The 24437-nt window shown below is 64.4% G+C and carries 21 protein-coding genes; 6 read left to right on the top strand and 15 right to left on the bottom strand.

Annotated features, from left to right (window positions below):
• Positions 1-13: 13 nt before the first annotated feature.
• Positions 14-1423, top strand: a complete 1410-nt coding sequence (gene mapR / locus ACL9RJ_RS13235) for a GntR family transcriptional regulator MpaR (RefSeq protein WP_017125012.1) — start codon at positions 14-16, stop codon at positions 1421-1423.
• Between the two features lie 3 nt (positions 1424-1426).
• Here mapR and ACL9RJ_RS13240 read toward each other — a convergent pair whose 3' ends face one another.
• The 14 genes from ACL9RJ_RS13240 to ACL9RJ_RS13305 all read right to left on the bottom strand — a co-directional run bounded on the left by ACL9RJ_RS13240 (position 1427) and on the right by ACL9RJ_RS13305 (position 16825).
• Complete coding sequence (locus tag ACL9RJ_RS13240; protein ID WP_017125011.1) at positions 1427-2008, bottom strand: GNAT family N-acetyltransferase; 582 nt, start codon at positions 2006-2008, stop codon at positions 1427-1429.
• A gap of 122 nt (positions 2009-2130) precedes the next feature.
• Positions 2131-2877 carry an SDR family oxidoreductase gene (locus tag ACL9RJ_RS13245; protein ID WP_017125010.1) on the bottom strand — a complete coding sequence of 249 codons (747 nt, stop codon included), beginning with the start codon at positions 2875-2877 and terminating at the stop codon, positions 2131-2133.
• 115 nt (positions 2878-2992) lie between these two features.
• Complete coding sequence (locus tag ACL9RJ_RS13250) at positions 2993-3265, bottom strand: gamma-butyrobetaine hydroxylase-like domain-containing protein (protein ID WP_422765327.1); 273 nt, start codon at positions 3263-3265, stop codon at positions 2993-2995.
• Positions 3265-4233 (bottom strand): HEAT repeat domain-containing protein, encoded by a 969-nt coding sequence (locus ACL9RJ_RS13255; protein ID WP_422765328.1) that lies wholly within the window; start codon positions 4231-4233, stop codon positions 3265-3267. The genes ACL9RJ_RS13250 and ACL9RJ_RS13255 overlap by 1 nt, the downstream gene beginning before the upstream one ends.
• The gene (locus ACL9RJ_RS13260) at positions 4230-5084 is read right to left on the bottom strand and encodes an ABC transporter ATP-binding protein (protein ID WP_177109313.1); all 855 of its coding nucleotides are present in this window, start codon (positions 5082-5084) and stop codon (positions 4230-4232) included. Before ACL9RJ_RS13260 ends, ACL9RJ_RS13255 begins: the two co-directional genes overlap by 4 nt.
• Entirely contained in the window at positions 5084-5878 is a 795-nt protein-coding gene (locus ACL9RJ_RS13265) for an ABC transporter permease (RefSeq protein WP_042934869.1), read from the bottom strand. Before ACL9RJ_RS13265 ends, ACL9RJ_RS13260 begins: the two co-directional genes overlap by 1 nt.
• Before the next feature lie 10 nt (positions 5879-5888).
• Entirely contained in the window at positions 5889-7295 is a 1407-nt protein-coding gene (locus ACL9RJ_RS13270; protein WP_177118423.1) for an ABC transporter substrate-binding protein, read from the bottom strand.
• A gap of 147 nt (positions 7296-7442) precedes the next feature.
• Complete coding sequence (locus ACL9RJ_RS13275) at positions 7443-7688, bottom strand: 4Fe-4S dicluster domain-containing protein (RefSeq protein ID WP_017125004.1); 246 nt, start codon at positions 7686-7688, stop codon at positions 7443-7445.
• A 158-nt stretch (positions 7689-7846) separates the two neighbouring features.
• Positions 7847-9571 carry a fumarate reductase/succinate dehydrogenase flavoprotein subunit gene (locus ACL9RJ_RS13280; protein WP_177116439.1) on the bottom strand — a complete coding sequence of 575 codons (1725 nt, stop codon included), beginning with the start codon at positions 9569-9571 and terminating at the stop codon, positions 7847-7849.
• Between the two features lie 5 nt (positions 9572-9576).
• Positions 9577-10326, bottom strand: coding sequence for a GntR family transcriptional regulator (locus ACL9RJ_RS13285; RefSeq protein WP_017125001.1), 750 nt, complete (start codon positions 10324-10326; stop codon positions 9577-9579).
• Between the two features lie 134 nt (positions 10327-10460).
• Positions 10461-13391 (bottom strand): bpX6 domain-containing protein, encoded by a 2931-nt coding sequence (locus ACL9RJ_RS13290; protein ID WP_422765329.1) that lies wholly within the window; start codon positions 13389-13391, stop codon positions 10461-10463.
• Entirely contained in the window at positions 13384-15204 is a 1821-nt protein-coding gene (locus ACL9RJ_RS13295) for a hypothetical protein (RefSeq protein ID WP_422765330.1), read from the bottom strand. The genes ACL9RJ_RS13290 and ACL9RJ_RS13295 overlap by 8 nt, the downstream gene beginning before the upstream one ends.
• 62 nt (positions 15205-15266) lie before the next feature.
• A complete protein-coding gene (locus ACL9RJ_RS13300) occupies positions 15267-15698 on the bottom strand; it encodes a hypothetical protein (RefSeq protein WP_422765331.1) in 432 nt (143 codons plus the stop codon).
• Positions 15695-16825 carry an AAA family ATPase gene (locus ACL9RJ_RS13305; RefSeq protein WP_422765332.1) on the bottom strand — a complete coding sequence of 377 codons (1131 nt, stop codon included), beginning with the start codon at positions 16823-16825 and terminating at the stop codon, positions 15695-15697. Before ACL9RJ_RS13305 ends, ACL9RJ_RS13300 begins: the two co-directional genes overlap by 4 nt.
• 217 nt (positions 16826-17042) lie before the next feature.
• Between ACL9RJ_RS13305 and ACL9RJ_RS13310 the strand changes: the two genes are divergently transcribed.
• A complete protein-coding gene (locus tag ACL9RJ_RS13310; protein ID WP_178989871.1) occupies positions 17043-18008 on the top strand; it encodes an aliphatic sulfonate ABC transporter substrate-binding protein in 966 nt (321 codons plus the stop codon).
• A gap of 57 nt (positions 18009-18065) precedes the next feature.
• On the opposite strand, the gene ACL9RJ_RS13315 is transcribed toward ACL9RJ_RS13310, so the two are convergent.
• Positions 18066-19193: an MFS transporter gene (locus ACL9RJ_RS13315; protein ID WP_017124995.1), complete on the bottom strand. Its 1128-nt coding sequence runs from the start codon at positions 19191-19193 to the stop codon at positions 18066-18068.
• A 403-nt stretch (positions 19194-19596) separates the two neighbouring features.
• Between ACL9RJ_RS13315 and ACL9RJ_RS13320 the strand changes: the two genes are divergently transcribed.
• The 4 genes from ACL9RJ_RS13320 to mrdA all read left to right on the top strand — a co-directional run bounded on the left by ACL9RJ_RS13320 (position 19597) and on the right by mrdA (position 24266).
• Positions 19597-20589, top strand: a complete 993-nt coding sequence (locus tag ACL9RJ_RS13320; RefSeq protein ID WP_017124994.1) for an aliphatic sulfonate ABC transporter substrate-binding protein — start codon at positions 19597-19599, stop codon at positions 20587-20589.
• A 33-nt stretch (positions 20590-20622) separates the two neighbouring features.
• Positions 20623-21453, top strand: a complete 831-nt coding sequence (locus tag ACL9RJ_RS13325; protein WP_017124993.1) for an ABC transporter permease — start codon at positions 20623-20625, stop codon at positions 21451-21453.
• 2 nt (positions 21454-21455) lie between these two features.
• Positions 21456-22169 (top strand): ABC transporter ATP-binding protein, encoded by a 714-nt coding sequence (locus ACL9RJ_RS13330; protein ID WP_042934884.1) that lies wholly within the window; start codon positions 21456-21458, stop codon positions 22167-22169.
• 204 nt (positions 22170-22373) lie between these two features.
• A complete protein-coding gene (gene mrdA / locus ACL9RJ_RS13335) occupies positions 22374-24266 on the top strand; it encodes a penicillin-binding protein 2 (RefSeq protein ID WP_103033129.1) in 1893 nt (630 codons plus the stop codon).
• Positions 24267-24437 lie beyond the last annotated feature (171 nt).

A 24437-nucleotide genomic window follows, 5' to 3' on the forward strand; every position in this document is an offset into this window, starting at 1 on the left:
GAGCCAAGCCACCATGAAACGCTACGAGAAATTCGCCGACGATATCGCCGAACTGATCCGCTCCGGAGTCCTCGGGCCCGGGCAGCGGGTGCCGTCGGTGCGTTATGCCAGCCAGACCTACGGCGTCAGCCCGTCCACGGTGTTCCAGGCCTACTACCTGCTGGAGCGCCGCGGGCTGATTCGCGCCCGGCCGCGCTCGGGCTACTTCGTCAACACCCATGCACCCAGCCCGTTCTCGGAGCCGGTGATCAGCCACCAGGTCCACGAGTCCACCGAGGTCGATGTCAGCGAGCTGGTGTTCTCGGTGCTCGATTCGATCAAGGACCCGACCACCGTGCCCTTCGGCTCGGCCTTCCCCAGCCCGATGCTGTTTCCCCTGCAACGCCTGGCCCGCTCCATGGCCAGCGCCAGCCGCGAGATGGACCCGCGCATGGTGGTCACCGACCTGTCGCCGGGCAACCCGCAACTGCGCCGGCAGATCGCCCTGCGCTACATGGTCGGCGGGCTGATGCTGCCCATGGAGGAACTGCTGATCACCAACGGCGCCCTGGAGGCGCTGAACCTGTGCCTGCAAGCCGTCACCGAGCCCGGCGATCTGGTCGCCATCGAAGCCCCGGCGTTCTACGCCTGCCTGCAGGTACTGGAACGCCTGAAGCTCAAGGCGGTGGAAATCCCCGTGCACCCACGGGACGGCATCGACCTCGGCGTGCTGGCGCAGACCCTCGAGCGCCACCCGATCAAGGCCGTGTGGTGCATGACCAGTTTCCAGAACCCCATGGGCGCGACCATGCCCGAGGCGAAGAAACAGGCACTGGTGGAACTGCTGCGCGAGCACCAGGTGCCGCTGATCGAGGACGATGTCTACGCCGAACTCTATTACGGGCAACAGGCCCCGAAGCCGGCCAAGGCGTTCGACAGCGAAGGCCTGGTGATGCATTGCGGCTCGTTCGCCAAGAGCCTGGCCCCGGGCTACCGCATCGGCTGGGTCGCGGCGGGACGCTATGCGCAGAAGATCGAACGGCTGAAGCTGATGACCTCGCTCTGCGCCTCGATGCCAGCCCAGGCGGCCATCGCCGACTACCTACAACATGGCGGCTACGACCGCCATCTGCGCCGCCTGCGCTATGCCCTGGAAGAACAGCAGAGCGCCATGCTCGCGGCCATTGCCCGCTACTTCCCGGCACAGACCCGGGTCAGCCAGCCGGCCGGAGGATACTTCCTGTGGCTGGAGCTGCCGGAGCAGATGGACTCGTTGAAGCTGTTCCAGATGGCCCTGGCCCAGGGCATCAGCATTGCCCCGGGGCCGATCTTTTCACCGGCCCGGCGCTTCAGGAACTGCATTCGCCTGAACTACGGCAGCCCCTGGGACGACGCCTCGGAGAAAGCCATGGAAACCCTGGGGCGCATCGTCCGTTCGTTCTGACGCTCAGGCCGGCACCTCGGCGGACCAGTGCATCAGGTACGCCGCGCCGGTCACCCGGATCAGCGGATGGGGCACCACCTGGCATTCACCGACAATCCGGAAACCGTGGCGGGTGTAGAACCGGCAGGCGCCGCTGTTCATCGCATAATCGATCAGGCTCAGGCCCTTGAGCCCCAGTGCCGCGCAGCGCTGGCGGGCGAGCGCGAGAAAACGTGCGCCCAGCCCCTGGTTGCGCCAGCCTTCGTGCAAGGCCAGGCTGGAGATATACAGCGTGTCGGGAATTTCCAGGTCGGCATAGGGCGCCAGGACCGGGTCGGTGGCCGGCGCCGGATCGGGGTCGTGCAGCATCGGGTAGCTGTGCAGCATGCCGATGACCTGGCCGCCGGCCTCCGCCATCAGGCAGTTTTCATAGGAGAATTCCACGCCTTCGCGGCGGTAGCGGCGCTCGCCGACATCCAGCAGCGACTCGCCCTCCTCGGCGATCCGGCTCCAGATATAGTCGGCGGCCCCCTCCGAGGAGATCTGGAACAGCCGGGCAATCTCGCGGGCATCCGTGCGTAGTGCCGGACGGAAGGTGACGGTCATCGGACAATCCTCTGTGACGGCTGAGCAAGTCAGCGCAGACGGTGAATTTCAGCCGTCACATACTGAGGATACGGGCAGAACGACGAGTGCGCCGGAACGACACCCTGGCGACCGAAACCGACTCAGCGGCCGCCGGCCAGGTCGATAAAGGTCCCGGTGGCATAGGAAGCCTTGTCCGAAAGCAACCAGACAATCGCCTCGGCCACTTCTTCGGCGCGGCCGCCACGGCCCATGGGAATGGCCGACTCCAGCTTGCTGACCCGATCCGCGTCGCCGCTCAAGGCGTGGAATTCGGTGTAGATATAGCCGGGGCGCACCGCGTTGACGCGGATGCCCTCGCCCGCCAGCTCCTTGGACAAGCCGAGGGTGAAGGTGTCCAGCGCGCCCTTGGAGGCCGCGTAGTCCACGTATTCGTTGGGCGAGCCGAGACGGGCCGCCGCCGAAGACACATTGACGATATTGCCGCCCTGCCCGCCATGGCGCGGCGACATGCGCAACACCGCATGCTTGGCGCAGAGGATCGGCGCCAGGGTGTTGACCTTCAGGGTTTGCAGAATGCGGAACTCGGACATTTCATCGACCCGCGACTTGTGCCCGACGGTCCCGGCGTTGTTCACCAGCGCGGTGACCGGGCCGAGCTCGGCGTCCACCCGGCTGAACAGGCGGATCACCTCATCCTCGATACTGACATCCGCCCGCACCGTGATGGCCTGTGCGCCCAATGCCCGGACCTGCTCCAGTACCGCATGGGCGGCGTCCGCGTCGCTCATGTAGTTGATGCAGATCCGATAACCCTGCCGTGCCGCCAACAACGCAGTCGCCGCGCCGATACCACGGCTGCCGCCGGTGATGACGATGACTTTTTCCATTGATCCCTTCCCCCGCCAACTGGTAACCCTGTGCCCTCCAGAATAACCGCGCCGGACGCGGTTTGTGTAGCCATCAAACGTCCTGGAGCCGACCCGGGCGCTGCCACCGGGCCGTTCAGCCCAGTTCCCGCAGATACGCCCAGGGATAGATGCCCTGCTGGTGCCCGTCGTCGAACAACAGTTGCACACCATAGCCCTGGGGGTTTATCCCGACCAGGCGCACCTCGGCCGTGACCAGCTCGATACGTCCCCGCAGGCGCGCCGCCCGGCACTGGGCGCAGGGGCATGCGGCACGCAAGCGGGCATAAGCCAGGGACTGCTCGCCATCGGTCCAGGTCAGCACCAGTTGCCCGTCACTGCGCGCATGACGCACTGCCAGGGGCTGCATCAGGCGCCACCGACGCCCAACTGGGCCAGGGCGATACGCACCGATTTGCGCACCTCCGGATCACCGTCATGCTGCGCCGCCTGCAACGGCGCAATCGCTTCGCGCTGCCCCAGCTCGCCCAGGGCCAGGGCGGCTTCCTTGCGCAGGTTGCTGATGCTGTGACCGAGCAGTTCGATCAGCGCCGCCAGGGCTCCGGCATAGCGCAGGCGCCCCAGTGAGCGCGCGGCACGCAGGCGAACCTGCCAATAGTCGTCGGCCAGCGCCGCCTCCAGCGCCGGACCGGCCTGCCCGAGGCCGACCTTGCCCAGGGTGGTCGCCGCCTCTTCGCGAACCTGCCAGGCCGGATCCAGCAAGGCCGACTGCAACGCCGGCAACACCGCGGGATCACTGGCCAGGCCCAGGGCTCCGGCCGCCACGCGGCGCACTTCCGGCTCGGGGTCGGCACTGGCCAGGTGCGCCAATGCCGGCAACGCATCGAGTTGCTTGAGCCAGCCGAGAATCCCCACCGCCTCACGGCGGACGCTGGCTTCGGGGTCCTGCAGCGCTTGCAGGGCCACGGGGGCACTTTCAGCCAGGCGCAGCTCGCGCAGGGCCCGCAAGGCGCTGCCGCGGACAAACACATCGGGGTGGCCCGCCCACGGCAGGATCACGTGCCCGGCCTCCTCGGTCTTCAGCAGGCTCAGGCTCTGGGCCGCCACCACCCGGACCTTGTGGTCCCAGTCGAGCAAGGCCTTGCACAGGGCACTGACCACCTGCGGTTCTTCCCAGGCTTCCAGCAGGCGCGCAGCCTCGGCGCGCACGTCACCGTCCGGGTCGGCCTCCAGGGCGTGGATCAGCCAGGGCAAGGCGTCCGGGTCTTCCAGGTCGGCCAGCTCGATCAGGGCGATGCGGCGCACGCCGGCGTCTTCATGTTCCAGGCGCGGTTGCAGGTCGAGAATGTCGGAGTTGTCGCTGATCAGGTCGGTCATAGGGCAAATCGCGGTTGGGTGTTTTCAAGGGGCAGCCCGAGTGGGGTCAGGCGCGGTAGTTGACGGCCATCCTGGTGCCGCAGCAGTTCCAGGCAGTGGCGCTTGAGGCGGACGAATTCGGGGCTGGTCAGCAGTTCCGGCTGGCGCGGCCGGGGGAAGTCCAGGCGCAGGTCTTCGATAAACCGGCCCGGGCGCGGACTCATCACCAGGATCCGGTCGGCCAGGAACAGCGCCTCGTCGATATCATGGGTGACGAACACCACGGTGGTCTGGATCCGTCCCCAGATATCCAGGAGCAATTCCTGCATCTGGCTGCGGGTCTGGGCATCGAGGGCACCGAAAGGCTCGTCCATCAGCAGCAGTTTCGGCCGGTTGATCAGCACCCGGGCAATCTCCACCCGTTGCTGCATGCCGCCGGACAACTGGCTCGGCCAGTGCCCGGCAAAGCCCTCCAGGCCGACCCAACCGAGGAATTCGCGGGCCTGGCGCTGGCGCTCGGCCTTGCCGATACCCTGCATCTTCAGGCCAAAGGCAACATTGTCCAGCACCCGGCGCCAGGGCAACAGGGTGTGTTGCTGGAACACCATGCCCCGGCTCGGCGAAGGACCGTCGACCGGCTGGCCATCGACCTGCAACGAACCGCCACTGGGCGCCAGGTGGCCGGCCAGGGCGCCGAGCAGGGTCGACTTGCCACACCCGGACGGCCCGAGAATGCAGACGAACTCCCCCGGTGTCACATCGAAGCTCAGGGCCTGCACCGCCTCGAAGGCCTCGGGGCCGCTTCCCAGGTGAATCGACAGGCCGTCGATGGCGATCCGGCCCGCGGCGGAAAAACGCTCGGCGACACTCATCAGCGTTTCTCCTGCGGGCGATACCAGGGCGTCAGCCGCGCCCCGAAACGTTTGACCAGGCCGCTGCTGGCCATGCCGAGCACGCCGATCAGCAGCATGCCGACGATGATGTCCGCGTAGTTCTGCAAGGTGTAGGCCTCCCAGGTGTAGTAACCGATGCCCCATTGCCCGGAGATCATTTCCGCGGTGACCAGGCAGAACCACGAAGTGCCCATGCCGATGGCCAGGCCGGTGACGATGCTTGGCGCGGCGCCGGGAACGATCACCTCGCGCAGGATCGCCAGGCGCCCCGCTCCCAGACTGCGGGCCGAGGCGATCAGGCGCCGGTCCACCGATTCGACGCCATGCACGGTATTGAGCAGGATCGGGAACAGCGCACCGGTGAAGGTGATAAAGATCATCGACAGTTCCGAGGACGGGAACATCAGGATCGCCAGGGGAATCCAGGCCACTGCCGGAATCGGCCGCAGCACTTCCAGCGGCGGCAGCAACAGGTCCTCGGCCCACTTCGAACGGCCGATGGCCAGGCCCAGCGCCACCGCGACCAGGGCCGCGGCCAGATAGCCGCTGGCGACCCGGCCGAGGCTGCTGAGCAGATGCCGGGGCAGCGCGTGGGAGTTGAACAACGCCCACGCCGCCTGCACCACCTCAAGCGGCGACGGCACGTTGCGAAAGGTCACCAGCCCGAGATCGAGATGCATGCGCGCCGCCACCTGCCAGGCTCCCAGGCAGAGCAGCAATGAAGCGAGGCGCAGAGTCCAGCGGCGCCCGAGATCGACAGACAAGCGACTCATGTTCCTCACCTCAACGCTGGGCCAGGGCCTGGCGGCTGGCATCGGCGAAATCCCGAATCTCGCCGCCATGGGCCTGGGCAAACTGCCGGGCCTGCTCCTTGAGCAGGAAGGCGTTCAGGCGGCCCTTGGCATCGCTGACAAACCAGGCTTGCGCAGCGAGCAGCTTGATCCCGCTGTCACTGGCCTGGGCATAGACCGCGCGCACTGCCTTGCCGGCCTTCTGCAGATTCGCCAGGTCGGCGAGCGCCGCCTGGGGCGAGGCGTAGCTGCGCACCTTGGGTTCGTCCTTGAGCCAGATCTGCGCGACCTGCTTCGGATCGGTGATCGGCTTGCCGCTCAGCGCATCGTTGGCAACCAGCGGCTGCTGGGCGTAGTTGGCCAGTTGCTTGTCGTAGTCGAGACCGGACTCCTTGAAGGCCTGGCGAATGAAGTGGTCATCGATAAAGGTGTCGGTGTTGAGTCCCCGATCCGCCTTCTTCAGCAATTTCAGGGTGTCGATGGCCGTGGCCACGGCCTTGCGGTACTCGGGTTTCCAGGTCAGGTCGCGGGTCTGCAGGCCCAGCGGGCCATGGAACAGGTAATTGACCTCGGCCTCGACCCCGGCAACCTTCTCGATCAATTGGCTGTACTTCTCCGGATCGGCCGCTAGCAACTGGTTGGCCTCGATACTGGCGCGCAGGTAGGCGACGACGATTTCCGGGTAGCGCCTGGCGTAGTCGCTGTCCACCAGCGCACCATGGAAGGTCGGTGCCTTGGCCTGGGAGCCGTCATAGATCTTGCGGGCGAAACCACGGTTCTCGAACAGCTCGGCGAACGGCACGAAATCGGCATGGGCGGCGATCTTGTTGGCCTGCAAGGCGGAACCGGCGACTTCCGGCGGCTGGGCGATCACCGTCACGTCCTTGTCCGGGTCCCAGCCCTGGGCCGCGATGGCCCGTAGCAACATACCGTGGGCGGTCGAGGCGAACGGCACGGAAATGGTCTGGCCCCTGAGTTCGCTGAACGACTGCACCGGCGAATCCTTGGGCACCACGATGCCGTTGCCGCTGCCTTCGATGCTGCCCGACAGCACGCTGATAAACAGGCTGTGCTTGCCCGCCGCCTCATGGGCCACGCCGTTGAGCGCCCCGGGAAAATCGGCCATGGCACCGAAGTCGAGTTTGCCGGCGACCATTTCATTGGTCAGCGGCGCGCCGCTGGTGAAGTTCTTCCACTGGATATCGTACTGGGCGTCCTTGTAGGCGCCGTCCTTGGGCAGGTACTTGTCGAGCAGCCCGAGTTCGCGGATCAACAGGCCGCCAGCGGCGCAGTTGATGGTGCTGTCCTGGGTGCCGATGGCGATGCGGATAGTCTCGGCCTGGACGCCAAAGGCGCTCAGGGCCAGGGCCAGGCCGGCAAGAGTGATGCGTGCACGCATGGGTGTTTCCCCTCGAATCATGAAAGATGGAGTCGTCTCCGCCGCCGGGAACCGGGGTGGGAAACGAGGGGGTGCTGGATCAGGCGTCCGGTGGTGGGCCGGTGGCGTTTTTTTCTTGTGAGTCTTGCAAGTGTGTCGTTTGTCGCCTCAGCGCAGCAGGTAGGGAATCTCCACCTTTACCGCACCGGTCGGGCAGTCCTTTTCACAAGGCATGCAGTACCAGCACTCATCGAAGGCCATATAGGCCTTCTGGGTCGCCGGATTGATTGCCAGCAGGTCCATCGGGCAGACATCGACACAAACGGTGCAGCCCTTGTGGGCGATGCACTTGTCTTCGTCGACGGTGACCGGCGCATTGCTGCGAAAGAATATTTCCTGGGGCTGGAAGGCCATGGCACGGTGTCCTCTATATTCTTGTTAACAGTCGCTCAACCTGAAGAGATGCACTCCTTGTAGGAGCCGGCTTGCTGGCGATAGCGGTCTGTCAGTTGAAACTTCCTGAGCTGATCCACCGCCATCGCCAGCAAGCCGGCTCCTGCAGGTTGCGTGTTTCAGGCCGCTTCGTTGGCGACCCGCAAACGGTTGTAGGCTTGTTGCTCATCGGCATCGAGGGCGATCAGATAGGGTTCGACCGGCTTCTTGAAGCTGACCATCCGGCCGTTTTCATCCTTCTTCAGGTGGCAATGGCAGAACCACTCGGCGTCATTGCGCAACGGATAGTCGACCCGGTGGTGGTACAGGCCCCAGCGGCTTTCCTTGCGAAACAGCGAGGCGCGAGCGGCCATTTCCGCGCAGTCGCGGATCACCGAAACCTCCAGGGCACGCATCAACTCGTGAGGGTTGCCGGCCTTCATCTGGTCGAGATCGGCCTCGATGGCAGCGAAACGCTCCAGGCCGATTTCCATCTTTTTCGTGACCTTGGGCGGCTGCAGGTAATCGTTGACGAAGCGCCGCAGCTTGTACTCGACCTGGGCTGGCGGCAGACCGTGTTCACGCTGCAACGGCGCGTAGACCCGGGCCTTTTCCCTGGCGATCTGCTCGTCGTCCAGCGCGGTGAAATCGCGTCCGGCGACATAGTCGGCGGCGTTGAAACCGGCGAACCAGCCGTAGGTGAAGGCACCGAGCATGTAGTTGTGCGGCACGGCGGCCATGTCACCGGCCGAGTACAGGCCCTTGACCGAGGTTTCCGCGCGTTCGTTGACCCAGACGCCCGAGGCGCTGTGACCGCTGCAGAAACCGATCTCGGAGATATGCATCTCGACCATCTGCTGGCGGTAGTCGGTGCCCCGCCCGGCATGGAACTGGCCGCGGCTCGGACGTTCGTTGCTGTGCAGGATTTCCTCGATGTTCTGGATGGTTTCCTCGGCCAGGTGATCGAGCTTGAGGAATACCGGACCGTTGCCGCCTTCGAGTTCCTGGTGGAACTCCCACATCATCTGGCCGCTCCAGTAGTCGCATTCGATAAAGCGCTCACCCTTGTTGTTCGCGGTGTAGCCGCCCAGGGGACCGGTGACGTAGGCGCAGGCCGGGCCGTTGTAGTCCTTGATCAGCGGGTTGATCTGGAAGCATTCCAGGTTCGCCAGCTCCGCCCCGGCGTGATAGGCCATGGCGTAGCCGTCACCGGCATTGGTCGGGTTCTCGTAGGTGCCCATCAGGTAGCCCGAAGCCGGCAGGCCCAGGCGGCCGGCGGCACCGCAGCAGAGAATCACCGCCTTGGCCTTGATCACATGGAAGTCGGCGGTGCGGCAATCGAAACCCATGACGCCATTCACCGTGCCTTCGGCATCGGTCAGCAGGCGGGTCGAGATCAACCGGTTGGTGATCTGCACCCGGGCGCGCTTGAGCTGGCGATACAGCACCTTCTTGATATCGTGGCCCTCGGGCATCGGCAACACATAGGCCCCCATGTGGTGGACCTTTTTCACCGCATAGTCACCGGTCTCGTCCTTCTCGAACTTGACGCCCCAGCGATCCAACTGCTGGATGGTTTCATAGCTGTATTCGGCGTAGGCCAGGACCGCCGCCTGGTTGACCACGCCATCGTTGGCGACGGTGATTTCCTTGGTGTACTGCTCCGGCGTGGCGTGGCCGGGAATCACCGCGTTGTTCAGGCCGTCCATGCCCATGCTGATGGCGCCGCTGCGCTTGACGTTGGCCTTGTCGATCAGCAGCACGCGCAGGTCGCGGTTCTTTTCCTTGGCCTTGATCGCCGCCATGGGTCCGGCGGTGCCGCCGCCGATGACGACGATGTCGTATTCCTGTTCGAGGGTATTGATCGGGTTCATGGGCGCGCGTCCTTCTGACGGTCGATACGCAGGCGGTACTGGAAGGAGTCGCCGCGGTAGTAGAGGTATTCGAAATCCAGCGGAGCGCCTTCGGCATCGTGGGTCAGGCGCTCGATGCGCATGATCGGCGCGCCCTCCTCCACGTCCAGGGCCTGGCCCAGCTCGGCGTCGGCGAGCACCGCGTCGACGGCCAGGTCGGCGTGGCCGAGGGCGATACCGCAGTCGTTTTCCAGAATCAGGAAGATGTCGCGCGTGACCAGGTCGGCCTTTTCCAGCTTCTCGCCAACGCTGTGGGGCAGATAGGTAATTTCCAGGGACACCGGCTCGCGGTTGATCAGGCGGACCCGCTTGATCTCGCTGACCAGACTGCCTTCGGGCAGCGCCAGGCGCTCGGCAACCCGTGCCGAGGCCGGCACCTGCTTGAAGCTGCGCACCCGGTTGAGCACTTCGTAGCCCATCTGCGTCACCGACTCGGCCAGGCCCTGCAGGGTGGAAACGTTCTGGAACGCCTTGGGCTTGGCGACAAAGGTGCCCTTGCCGTGGATCTTGAAGATCAGCCCTTCCTTCTGCAGATCGCCCAGGGCCTGGCGCACGGTGATGCGACTGACCCCGAAGGCCTGGCCCAGGTCGTTCTCCGATGGCATGCGCGCCAGGGGCGGATAGGTGCCATCAAGGATGCGGGTACGCAGCAAGTCCTTGAGCTGGCTGTAGAGCGGGACGGGAGACAGTGGAAGCAGTTGCGCCATGGGCTGGTCCTGACTTGTTATAACAAGATATGGCGTGAACCATATAGGAAATAACCCTGGCCGCTGAAATACCCAATTTATATATGGTTAGAAGAAAATACCGAACGGCCCGCCCGTCATGGGCAGGCCAGCCCTCAGTGAATGCTCAGGCTGCGAAGCCGGCTGGTGGCCACGTTGACATGGAAAAGCCGACCCTGGCGGTCGCTGAGAATCCAGTCCGAGCCACTCTGGCGGATGCGTAGCGTCTCTTCCTCGGGCCAATCCAGGATTGCGCATAATTGCGAGGTGTCGCGGTTCACGAAGTGAAAGCGCCGTCGTTTGCCATACACCGAAAAACCCGTCACCAGCCAGTGCTGATCGGCGTATACGCTGGCCTCGGTATCCTCGGTGATCTCGGGAAAACGAAAGCGCCGCAGACGATTCTGGCCGTTGACCACCAGTTCCTGTTGATCATCGGCCGGGGATTCGAACCAGCATTCGATGTATTCACCCAGGCAATACAACTGCCAGGAGATACTCGCCCGGATCGGCTTCGGTTGCGGATCACGGGACTTCAGCCGGCGCTCGGACAAGCTGTAGGTCCACTGCTCCAGCGTGCTGTCAGGCAACCGCAGCAGCCAGTACTCATGGTCCGCCGTGACTTCGAGGGACACCAGGGGGCCGGGCAGATCGCCGACATGCCAGAGCGTGGCCAAGTCCCTGTCGATATCCACCACTCGCACCTGCCCATGGGTCACGATGGTCCAGGCCACCCCATCGAAACGCCTGGCAAAAAGCGCCAGGGGCAGAACGCCCAGATCCGTGGCAGTCCCAGTCACCAGGTCAAGCTTGCTGATACGCCACACCGAATCGCGCTGTATCAGTGCCAGGGCGACCCGGCAATTGTTGCCGATCACCAACTGACTGGCCGGTACGGTGAAACGTCGACCGATACTGCCCTGGCGATCCACCACCGCAACCCCCGACTCACCCAGCGCCACCAGGTAATTGTCATCACGCAGCGAGACGGCGTCGTACAGTGCATAGCTGCCCGGTGACGGTGCCGACCAATGCGGCACGGGGATCACTGACTGCAAAGCCTTCGATTGATTGGGGGTAATCACCCCGGCGGGCATATCGAGCTTCAGCAATTCGTCGCCGCTGAGCTTCACCAGGGCGTTCAGGTCCCTTGCCGTCACGCCGGGATGGCCGCCGGCATGATCGGCCAGCACCCCATGGACCATCGCCGCCGCCATCGACCGCACGCTGGGCGACGACGCAGACACCCTGATCAGCTCGATGGCCAGGACGGCACGCTCGTCAGCGCGCTCGCAATCGTCACGCAGTGCACGGACATAGGACTCATAGACCGCCAGGGTGTCGGGCAACAATACTGCTCGCTTGACCAGTGCAGCCGCGGCCAGGGTGCCGCCTGCGGCTTCGGCGTTGAGCAACCATTGCCGGGCCCGTTCGCGCTCGCCGGACAGCGGCCAGATCACTTCCACGGCGTCCAGCCAATCACCTTGCCCCACCAACATATCGGCCCACTCCAGACGCAGGCGCTCAGCCGCTTGCGGCCATTGGGCCTGGAGGCTCAGGACTGCCTCGGCGAACGCCCGATCCCGACGGGCCACCTGCAACGCCCTCTGCCAGTCGCCGGCCAGGCACAGCAGGCGAACAATCACCGCCGGCCGTGAATCCCAGGTCAACGCCAGTTCCGCCGCCTGCTGGTAGCGCTGGTGCTTTTCCAGATAATCCAGCGCTTCCTGGCGCACGTGCAGAAGCTCGGCGAGGACATACACCGCCTCTTCGATACGTCCCTGGCGGTCGAGGCGCTCGAAGGTCTGGCGGTAGAGCTTGCGCAGATGAGCCTGGAAATCCTCCGCCAGATTGAAGGTCAGTGTGGCCCCCCTGGACTGGCCCATCGTCAGTTCATCCCGTGGCTTCGGCGCGCCAAATGCCTGCCCGGCGGAAGGCTGGTCGCTGTCCAGGGGGATGGCATGGCGCAGGGCCTGGGCGATATCGCCTTGCTCGAACATATCGAGCATGCGCTGCATGTAGGCGGCCTGGCGCCGATCCAGCAAGGTCTTCAACTGTGACGCCATGGCCATCCGGCCCAGCCACTGGCGCCAAAGCGATGGTTTGCGGTGATTGGGCGGTTTGCGCTCGGGGACCGGGGTGTCGTCCGCGGGAGCAGTCGGCGGGGCCTGTTTCTTGTGGGCCTGGGCGGCCAGGGCCTGACGCTCGATTTCGATACGTCCGTGGAGCACGCGTCGCAGCAACCACAGGATAAAGGTCAGCACCGCACCCGAGAGAAAAAACCAGACCGGGTCGAAGCCTCCACCGGCCGACGCCTCGACCACCCGCATGGGCACGGTCTGGCCAGGCACGACAGGCGGGGAAAGTACCGCGCTCTCCCAATAGATAACCAGTACCGCAACGACAGCCAGTCCCGGTACCCACCAGGCCCGCGCCGAGGACGTTTCTCGTGGTTCACGGGATTTGCCTGCCGCTGCGGCGGGCATCTTGGCCCTGGCGGCAGCGGCAGCCTTGAGCGCCTTGCCCATCACATCGCGCTCGGCACTGGGGGCACCGATCACATCGCCCAGCACCTGGTGAATATCCTGCGGCTCCCAGACCTCCAGCACCGGTTCGGGCAGGACTTCACGGCAGTCGTAGGTTTCCAGCAAGGAATAGTGATCGATATCGAACCATTGGCCCGGTTGCAATTCGACCCCGTCAGCCAGGTTCAACGCCTGGACACGGGCATCGCGGATCAACCAGAGATCCGCCAGGGGCAGCGCGCTGATTTCAGCCGGTTCGAGCCTTGCCGAACACAGCGCCCTCCCCTGGCGGACCAGCGGCCAGGGCCTGAGACGATCGCAGGCCATCGACGTGGTCAGCTTGAAGCACAGCACATCGCCCTCGGCAAAGCGGTAGACACGGGCCCCCGGCTGCCAGTGCCGGACGATCTGCGCCTGGCTCGTCGCCTCATCGAACCAGTCACGGGGAAACCACAGCGCATCGACGGGCTGCCAGCCGACCAGTCCGGGACGCCGGATGGACATCGCAAGGACTTCACTCATTGGACAGCTCCTTGCGGGCGGTCTGTATCTGTAGCCGTATCTGGCGTTCATTCACGTCGTAGACCACCAGCTCACGCGTTTCGGTGATCAGGGCCAGAATCCCGGAAGCCGGGCAGAAACTGCTTTTCAGGATTCGCGAGGTCGCCGCGTAGAGTGTTTCCGTCCCTTCGGAACTGACCAGGAGGATACCGGTGCCCCCCTCTACGCTGACCACCAGGGCGCATTGCCCGCTCTTGTTCTCATGAAACAGACCGATGGCCCGATAACCTGGCCTCAGGTCGATGCGGGTCATCGGCTGGGGATGGCTGCTGGGAGTGAACACTGTCCAGCTCTCCCGCTTGCCATGACCATTCTGCACGGCACAGGCACCAAAACGACGACGCCAGAATGGCAGCAGAGAAAACAGTACCTGTGTCGCCTCGCGACCATCGCCCAGGGCGAAGGGTTCGTAACGGGTTGCGTTGAGAGTCACGTGACGAACAGACAACTGGCCCGCACTGCGACTGGCATACACCAGCGTATCGTCATCGATCCGCGCCATGCCCAGCACATCGCGATCACGGTAATGGGTGATATTCCCCGAAGAGCCCGGCGTACCATCCTTCTCGGCGGCCATCCAGAACGCCAGGGTGCGATTGCTTGTCAACAGGAAGACCCGGCTGCTCTTGGCCGAATGCAGCCACACGACAGGCCGCAACGTAGCCGTGGCGGCAGGCACCAACAGTTCTTCCTGCGGAGGCCGGCTGGCCGGCGTGATGCGCGGTATCTGCCAGAAGCGCAACTGGTCGCCCGCACTCAGGATCGCGCCGATTTGCCGGTTCTGAAAGGTCATCCCCAGTGGCGTTGCCTCACGGGGCCAGAGTTGGCGAATGACCTTCGCGGCTTTCTTCTGCCCGAACCTGGGAATCGAGAAAACCAGCACACCGGGGTCATCGAGCAGGCGCACAGCCACATGAGACCCGGTAGTGGAAATCATCGGCGGCAAGGTCAAGGCAATCCTGGCGGTCGTGGTCCTGTGCGCATCCACCGGCACGATATGATCGAACTGCCCCTTGAGCAGTCGCCTGGCCGCCGCCTCGTCGGGCAGTGGCAAGACAATCGGCACACGCCCCGCAGGCTGCGCCTGCAACTCCAGCGCCTTGCCGAACAGGCCCTGCTGGATCTGCAGGCGACGTACCGCCCGGTCCTGCGGGCCCGGCGCCACAGGCAGGCGCTGGCCCACCAGCCAGCACTCGCTTATCGACTCCTCCTGTTCACCGAAGAAATTCTGCCAATGCTGCCAATGCTGTTCGGTCACCGTCGCATAGGTGCGGGCGTCAAGCAGGCGGCGCAGTTGCGCCGGCGAATGCAGCTCGAACAGCCCTGGTTCCTGTTGCAACACACCCCAGCGGAACTGCGCACCATGCTCGCCCGCCCGCCGGGCCAGCAGGATCATCAGCGCCAGGTGAACCAGCCGTGCGCCTCCCAGTTGCAGGGGCCCGGCATCGAACAGTACGACGATCAGCCGCGACGCCTGCTGCGCCCGCAGTTGCGGCGCGAGAAACAGGTGCTCGCCACTGGAAGCCCGGCGCAGGAACTCATCGGCAAACTCATCGGCCAACAGCCATTCACTGGTCAGCAGCCGCTCATAGGAGCCCCGTCGGCGCAGGTCGCCCAGGCCATCCGGCTCTGGGATACCCCCCTGTTGCGTGCCCTTGAAGGGCCCGAGCACAGGGCTGATGCAGCCCAGCAAGGCGCCGAGGGTCGGCACCAGTTCCGGGGCAAACCACTCCAACCATTGGCGCCAGGGTTGCAAGGATTCGGGTAATTGCATGACAGACCTATGGCGCCGGACGAAGACAGGGACTGCGTGAAAGAAAAAGAACCGGCATGCCACTAGCCCCAGTACGTATCAATGCGTGCCAGCAGCTCGGTACTGACCGGCAGCAAGCGGTCCAGCGGCACGCAGGTTGCCGGTTGATGCCAAACCAGCAGCGGCTGCCGATCGAATTTCGCCAACAAGGCCTGGGCCAACAGGTCCAGCGCCGCATCCGGCTGCCACAGGCTGGGCAGCCAGAGCTGCGGGGCATGCTCACAGGCGCAGGCGTAATCGACACCCGGGACCCAGGGTAGACGTGAGGCCTCGCCACTGACGATCAATACGTCACGATTGGCCGTGGCCTGAAGGCCCCGCCGCTGCTCGCCGCTCATCGACGACAAGCGTGCATGCAGTTGCCTGGCGACGGCCCCCCAGGCCACCGCGGCAACCGGTGGCGCGGGATCGGGTTGCACAATCCAGCCCCAGGTCACCAGGGAGGACGAGGTCATGTCGCCGGCATCAGTTGCTTGGCCAGCAGCCCCCGCAGGCCGAGCAGTTCGGGAGGCATGCTGTCCTGCGAGAAGTTCGCATCGATCTCGCGCAATACCGCTTCGGACTCGGCCGGGTCGAGCACCTGCCCGGAAGCTACGCGCATCAGGCAATTCTGCGCCGCTTCCACCAGGCGACTGGCGCGGGACAGCGGCTGCAACGTCGCCTCCTCCACGGCACTGAACAGGTTGCGATTACTCGACAGTTGCAGGACATCGCGCAGCACCTCACGGCCATGCTGCTGGGCTTCCTTGGTCGCCAACGCATACAGCAGCGGCCAGAGGTCCGCCTCGCTGGCCTGCAGGCGGCCACCCAGCAGTGCGGCGGCGGCAATCAGTCGCTGGGACTTGACGATGCGCCGGTCAGACAACTGGATGCCCGCCGCACGCAAGCGACGAATCGCGTTGGCCAGTGCAGGCCGAACCGTCTCCATGTCCACTTGCGGCACAGCCTGGCTGAGGGTGTCGAGCTCACTGAGGTTCATCAATTGCCGCACCGGCAGCCGGTCCGATTGCCAGCCGCCACTGAGCAGCGCCTCGAGCTGATTATCCGCAACCGCGTCGACAAACAGATGCAGCAGGAAACGGTCGCCGAATGCAGCCAGCGCTTCGTCGTCGGGTAAGCCGTTGGCGGCACCGACGCAGATGCGCAGCGGGCAGTGGATCTGGGTATTCCCACGACGGAAGCGGCGTTCGTTGAGCACGCCGAGCAAGGTATTGAGGATCGCCGTAGAACCGAGAAAGACCTCGTCGAGGAAGACGATATCGGCTTCCGGCAGCATGCCGCTGACATCGGTCTCGACCGTGCCTTCTCGCAGCTTTTTCAGATCGACCGGGCCGAACAGCTCCGACGGCTCGGTGAAACGCCCGAGCAGATACTCAAAATAGCGCCCGCCCATGGCCTGGGCCACGCGACGTACCACGGCGCTCTTGGCCGTTCCCGGCGGACCGACCACCAGCAGATGCTCCTGGGCCACGGCGGCCAGCACGATCAGCTCGGCCAACTGCTCACGTCCGATCAGTCCTTCGGTTGCCGCCCTGACGCCCTGACGAATGTGTTGCGCGGCTAGCTGTATGGCGGCCAACATACGACGGATCCTTCCCGAAACAAAAGTGCGGATCTTGCCTCAAACATAGCTGATAGCAAAGCGCCTTCATGCTTTTTCCTTGCTTCGGCAGGCACGGGTGCAGTCGACTCTATGGTTATGCGAAGAGGTTATTTAACCAAAGCCCCCCGCCTCTCATAAGCTCCACCCACCGGACCACCGGCCCCACCCTTCTCACTCTTGTTCCTGCGAGGTGTTCATGGTCGCCCCGGTTCCCGGCATTACCCGTTCCCGCCTGTTGCTTTCAGTCCTGGCCGCCACGTTGTCCCTGGCCGCCTCCTGCGTCGACGCCAACGAGACCCTGCGCATCGGCTATCAGAAATCCTCGACCCTGATCACCTTGCTCAAGAGCCAGGGCACCCTGGAGAAAGCCCTGGCCAAGGATCATATCGATGTCAGCTGGCACGAGTTCCCCAGCGGCCTGCCGCTGCTCGAATCATTGAATGTGGGCAACGTCGATATCAGTGCGGATGTCGCCGATACGGTGCCGGTATTTGCCCAGGCGGCTCAAGCCAGATTGACCTACTTCGCCCAGGAGGCCGCGTCGCCCCAAGCCCAGGCGATCGTGGTCAGGAGCGATTCACCGGTCACGACCCTGGGCGACCTCAAGGGCAAGAAAGTCGCGGTGACCAAGGCCGCCGGCAGCCACTATCTGCTGATCGCGGCGCTGGCCAGGGCCGGGTTGAAATTCAGCGATATTACCCCCGCCTACCTGACTCCCGCCGACGGCCGTGCCGCCTTCGAGAATGGCAAGGTCGATGCCTGGGTGACCTGGGAACCTTTCCTCAGCGGCGTCCAACGGCAACTGCCGACCCGCACCCTCGCCGACGGCCAGGGCCTGGCGAACTACAAGCGTTATTACCTGGCGAGCACGCCTTACGCCCAGTCCCACCCGCAAGTCCTGAAGCAGGTGTTCGCCGAACTGCAGAAATCCGGAACCTGGATCAAGACCCACCCCAAGGAGGCCGCCGAGATTCTGGGCCCGCTCTGGGGTGGCCTGGATACGGCGACGGTCGAGGCCGCCAACCGCCATCGCAGCTATGAAGTGCAGGCGGTCAAGGCCGACCAGCTGGGTGAACAGCAGCAGATCGCCGATGCGTTCCTCGCGGCCGGCCTGCTGCCGCAGAAGATCGATACCCGGGACGTGGGGATCTGGCAGCCTTGAACCAATGACGACCACTCGCGAGGTCGGGTGACAGCTGTCCGCAGACGCGGGTCAAGGTCACCTGGCGCGCGACATCGCACAGCCCACCGCACTCAGGGCAATCGCCAGGCCGGCCAGGGCATAGACCCAGCTGGCCGAGGCCACCGGCAACAGCACACCCGCCAGCAGCGGCCCGACCCCGGCACCGATATCGCGCCACACCGCATTGGACGCCAGGGCCTGGACCCGTCCGGCACCGGGGTTACGCCGGGCTACCAGGGTCACCACCAGCGGCAGTTGCAGCGCCCGCAGGATCAGCACCGATCCGGCCCCGAGGATCAGCCAGTGGCTGCCGAAAGCCGCCAGGGCCAGGCCGCTGAGGATCGAGAACAGCAACAGCATGCGCACCACGCCGTAGCTGTCGGCGGCCCGGCCACCCAGGGGGCTGAGGAGCATTTCCGAGACATAACGCAGGGCCATCAACGCCCCGGCGATAATCACCGCGTTACCGCCCAGCACGGCGGAGGCCTGCAACGACAGCCCGAAGATAAACAGCCCGTCCAGCGCCACTCCTTCGACAAACGACCAGATCGCCACACTGTCCGGCCAGTTGAAACGCCGCCCGGAAGGTGCCGACAGTTCATGCCCCACCGTCGGCAAGCCACGCGCCACCCACAAGCCGATCAGCGAGGCCGCGCACAGCAGCAGGAAAATCAGCCTTGGCCCGAACTGCAGGCTCAACCAGCCGCCCGCGACCAGGGCGATCATCGGTCCGATGGCGATCACCGCCCGCGAGCGCCCTGCCCGACGCGCCGCACCACTGGGTTCCAGGGTCGCCAGTACTTGCGTCGAGAGGTTCAACGCCGCATAGGACAGGCCCCAGCCCAGGCGCAGCAGCAACAGCCAGAAGAAACCGGAGATCAGCGAATTGCCCAGGGCGCACAAGGCACTGACCCCGGCCGCCAGCATCAACGTCGAACGATCGCCGTGGCGGGCGTAGTAACGCAGCACGTACCCGTAACCGAAGATCCGCACCAGGCGGTTGGCCGCCAGCAGCACACCGGCCTGGGCCAGGGTCACGCCAAAGGCCGCGGTGTTCATCGGCAGCAGCAGGTAAAGCAGGACATCGCTGGGCAGGCACAGGGCCAGGACGATGGCGGAACGGCGGGAGGCGGAATCGGTCGGGTGAGCAGCCACGGCAGGCATGTGGGACGGGTCTCTACGACGAGGAGCAGAAGCCGGTAAGCATGCCGGTTTGAAACAATCTCTGACAATGTTTTTGTAGCCCCGCGGCCGATGTTGCTGGAACAACAGTGCTTCAACAGAGTGTTCGCAAGACGACACTTACCTGCCTCGCCCAGCCAACACACCGGCTTCCCCCTGTCGATCGTTCCCACGCTCCGGCGTGGGAGCGCAGCTCGTGACGCTGCGCGTCACACCGGCGGACGCAGAGCGTCCAGGGAGGCATTCCCACGCAGAGCATGGGAACGATCAGTCACGCTCGACAGGCAACTGGCACAGAGCCTGCATTATTCCATTTAAGCAGTTCATCGGAGCCATGACTGCTTATTCAGAAATAAGCACCGCCATCCCTCTCCTGGAGCATCCGATGAAAGCCCTCAATCCCATCACCCACGCCGCCCGCCTGCTGGCCGCCGCCACGGCCCTGGTACTGGGCCTGCAACCGCTGGCCCAGGCCGGCGAAACCGTCCCGGCCGAAGTCCATCTGGATTATGCCTATTACTCGCCGGTAAGCCTGGTGCTGCGGCATTTCGGCTGGCTGGAAAAAGCCCTGCCCCAGAGCAAGGTGACCTGGGTCCTGAGCCAGGGTAGCAATCGTTCCCTGGAATACCTGAACAGCGGTGGCGTCGATTTCGCCTCATCCGCCAGCCTGGCAGCGGTGCTGAGCCGCGCCAACGGCAGCCCGATCAAGTCGGTCTATGTCTACAGCCGCGCCGAATGGACGGCCCTGCTGGTACGCAAGGATTCACCCTACAAGACCCTCGCCGACCTCAAGGGCAAGAAGATTGCCGCCACCAAAGGCACCGATCCATACCTCTTCACCCTGCGCAGCCTGCAACAGGCCGGACTGGGCAAGGACGACGTGGAACTGGTCCACCTGCAACACCCGGATGGTCGCATCGCCCTGGAAAAAGGCGATGTCGACGCCTGGGCCGGACTCGATCCGCATATGGCCGCCAGCCAGATCCAGGCCGGTTCGCGCCTGCTGTACCGCAACCCCGACTTCAACAGCTACGGCGTGATCAGCGTCACCGAGACGTACGCCAAGGAACACCCGCAGACCATTGAGACGGTGCTCGGCGCCTACGAAAAAGCCCGTGAGTGGGCCCAGAAAAACCCCGACGAACTGGCCCGGTTGCTGGCGACCGAATCCGGCCTGCCACTGGATGTCGCCAAGCTGCAACTGTCGCGCACCGACCTGAGCAACGCCCGTCTCGGCCCGCAGGACCTGGTGTCCTCAAAGGCCGCGGCACCGATCCTCGTGTCCGAGGAACTCGTCCGTCGTGGCGTCAACGTCGACCAGGTGATCGACCAGTTGATCGATACCCGCTTCAACAACGTCGCCGTCGCCAAGCAGTGACCCGGGCAACCCGCGTGCGGGCCAGGAGCGTCCATGACCAGCAAGAGTAAATCCCTTCCCCGCGTCGTTCCGGCCGGTTCCCTGCGTACCGGCAGTTGGCAGCGCAACCTCAAGGGACTGGTCGTGCCGCTAGCGATCATCGTCCTGCTGGAGTTCGTGGTGCGCATCGGCTGGGTGCCGTCCTACCAGATGCCGGCTCCCAGCGAAATCGTCCTGACCCTGCGCGACCTGGCCGAAGGCGCCTTGTGGAAACACATCAGCGCCAGCCTGCTGCGGGTACTCAGCGGCTTTGCCATCGGCGCCGGCCTGGCCCTGGTGTTTGCCGCCTGGGTCGGCCTGAGCCGGGAAGCCGAAGCGTACCTGGAACCGACCTTCGCCGGTTTGCGCTCGATCCCGAGCCTGGCCTGGGTGCCGCTGCTGCTGTTGTGGCTGGGTATCGACGAAACCTCGAAGATCGTCCTGATCGCCATCGGCGCGTTTTTCCCGGTGTACCTCAACGGCGTGGCGGCGATTCGCGATATCGACCGCAAGCTGGTGGAAGTCGGGCAGATGCTCGGTTTCAGTCGCTATCGCCTGGTCCGGCGGATTCTCCTGCCCGCCGCCCTGCCCGGCCTGTTCACCGGCCTGCGCAGCGGCATGAGCCTGGCCTGGATGTTCCTGGTGGCCGCGGAGCTGATCGCCGCCACCCGCGGCCTGGGTTATCTGCTCAGCGACGGCCGGGAAACCTCGCGTCCGGATATCGTGCTGGCGGCCATCATTGTCCTGGCGCTGCTGGGCAAACTCAGCGACGGCCTGCTGGCCGGCCTGGAAAAACGCCTGCTGGCCTGGCGCGACACTTTCAACGGTCAGGACCGGGAGTCATGAACATGAGCGAGCCATTGCTGGATCTGTATGTCGAACGCAAGGCGTTTGCCGAGACCACGGTACTCAAGCAGGTCAGCCTGCAACTTCATGAGCGGGAAGCGGTGAGTCTGCTGGGCCCCAGCGGCTGCGGCAAAAGCACCTTGCTGCGGATCGTCGCCGGACTGGAAAAGGACTTCCAGGGTGAGCTGAAACACAGCACTGCGCCCATCGCCTTCGTATTCCAGGAACCACGCCTGATGCCCTGGTTGACGGTGGAACAGAATATCGGCTTCAGCGAAGACGACCACTACGACCGGGCCTGGGTCACGCAACTGATCGAGGAAGTCGGGCTCGCCGGTTTCGCCCAGGCACTGCCCAAGGCGCTGTCGGGCGGCATGGCACAACGGGTGGCGATCGCCCGGGGACTGTACAGCAAGCCGCGGATCCTGCTGCTCGATGAACCCTTCAGCGCGGTGGATGCTTTCACCCGCATGAAACTGCAGGACCTGCTCCTGCAACTGGCCAGGCGCCACGGCATTGCTCTGCTGCTGGTGACTCACGACGTCGACGAAGCCCTGTACCTGAGTGACCGGGTGCTGGTGATGGATAACCGTCCCAGCCGTATTCGCCAGACCCTGTCGGTCGACCTGGCCCATCCCCGTGATCGCCGCGACCCGGTGCTGGCCTCCCTCAAGGCACAATCGCTGACCGAGTTGCACCTGGCCCAGGTGATCTAGTCCCACCCTGCCGGCCCGGAAGGATCCGAGCCGGCCCCTGTCCCCCCGCCTTTGCCCACGCCTTTTGGCGGATCCTCCATCAATAAAGCCCCTAAATCCGGCGCTTCTTGGTATCGTGTGCGCCGATTTAAGTAGCTACCTATTTATTTTTTCTATCAGCCATACCTTTTATCGTCAATTTTTCTTGCACAAAACAGGTTCCTCATGACCGATCCCATTCATCTCAAGGATCACGAGACCGAAAAACGCCTGGTCAACAAGCGCCTGATCGCCTGTGGCCTGCTGGTACTGGGCCTCGCCGCCGCCCTGGTGGGCCGCCTGTATTTTCTCCAGGTCACCGAGTTCTCCTACAACTCCACGGTCTCGGAAAACAACCGGGTCCATGTCCTGCCGATCCCGCCTGAACGCGGGCTGATCTACGATCGCAACGGCGAAGTGCTCGCCGACAACCAGCCCAGCTTCAACATGACCCTCACCCGCGAACGCGCCGGTGACGTCGGCCAGGTGCTGGACACGGTGATGAGCGTCCTCAACCTGCCGGAAGAAGACCGGACCCTGTTCGGCAAGGCACTCAAGCAGTCGCGCCACCCCTTCGAGCCGGTGACCCTGCTCTACGAACTGACCGAACAGCAGATCGCCCTGCTGGCCGTGAACGAATTCAAGTTGCCGGGGATCGAGGTCGAACCGCAGTTCGTCCGGCATTACCCGCTGGGCGACCATTTCGCTCATTCGGTGGGTTACGTCGGCCGGATCAACGAGAAGGAAACCAAGCAGCTCGACCCGGTGGAGTACCGTGGCACCCAGTCCATCGGCAAGACCGGCATTGAGCGCTTCTACGAGAACGAACTGCACGGCCACGTCGGTTACGAGGAAGTCGAGACCAATGCCCAGGGCCGGGTCATGCGGGTGCTCAAGCACACCGATCCGATCCCCGGCAAGAACATCGTCCTGAGTCTGGATATCAAACTCCAGGAAGCCGCCGAGAACGCCCTGGGTGACCGCCGCGGCTCGGTGGTGGCGATCGATCCGAAGACCGGCGAAGTGCTGGCGATGGTCAGCAAGCCGAGTTTCGACCCGAACCTGTTCGTCACCGGCATCCGCGCCAAGGACTACTCGGCCCTGCGCGACTCCATCGACCGCCCGCTGTTCAACCGCGCCCTGCGCGGGCTCTACGCTCCCGGCTCGACGATCAAGCCGGAAGTGGCCATCGCCGGCCTCGACAGCGGCGTGATCTCGCCCTCGACGCGGGTGTTCGACCCGGGCTATTTCCAGTTGCCCAATGTCGATCACAAGTACCGCAACTGGAACCACAGCGGCGACGGCTGGGTCGACCTGAACGCGGCGATCATGCGTTCCAACGACACCTACTTCTATGACCTGGCAAGCAAGCTGGGCATCGATCGACTGCACGATTACCTGAACAAGTTCGGGGTCGGGCAGAAGGTCTCCCTGGACATGTTCGAAGAGTCTTCGGGGCTGATGCCGTCCCGCGAGTGGAAACGCGCCACCCGCCGCCAGACCTGGTTCCCGGGGGAAACGGTGATTCTCGGGATCGGCCAGGGCTATATGCAGGTCACCCCGTTGCAACTGGCCCAGGCCACCACGCTGATTGCCAACAAGGGCGTGTGGAATCGCCCGCACCTGGCCAAGTCGGTGGGCCAGGTGGCGCCGGTGGACGAGAACCCGATCCCGAACATCGTCTTGCGCGACCCCAAGGAGTGGGAGCAGGTCAACTACGCCATGCAACTGGTGATGCATGACCCGCGCGGTATCGCCCGCGCGGCGGCCGTCGGCGCGCAGTACCGGATTGCCGGCAAGAGTGGTACCGCGCAGGTGGTGGCGATCAAGCAGGGCGAACGCTACGACCGCCTGAAGACCTCCGAGCGCAACCGCGACAACGCCCTCTTCGTCGGCTTCGCCCCGGCGGAAGATCCGCAGATCGTGATTTCGGTGATGATCGAGAACGGCGAAGCCGGTGGCCGGGTAGCCGGCCCGGTGGTACGCGAGATCCTCGATGCCTGGTTACTGGACAAGGACGGCAAGCTCAAGCCGCAGTATGCGCACCCACTCAAGCCCCATGAGGATCCCAAGGTCTGATCGAGGGCTGCACGCGCGACTCACGTTGCCATCCAACCGGGCCTAGAGCCCGGTTTTTTTATGCCCGCGCATTCTCCAGGGCGCCCATTCAACGCGGCACTCCCATCAATAAAAGCGATTTGTTGAGCGGAGTATTTGTCGCTTTTTTTGCAGATTCACAATCATTACTTT

Origin of the sequence: Pseudomonas sp. Mn2068, assembly GCF_049319725.1 — a bacterium.
GTDB classification, from domain to species: Bacteria; Pseudomonadota; Gammaproteobacteria; order Pseudomonadales; family Pseudomonadaceae; genus Aquipseudomonas; species Aquipseudomonas gingeri.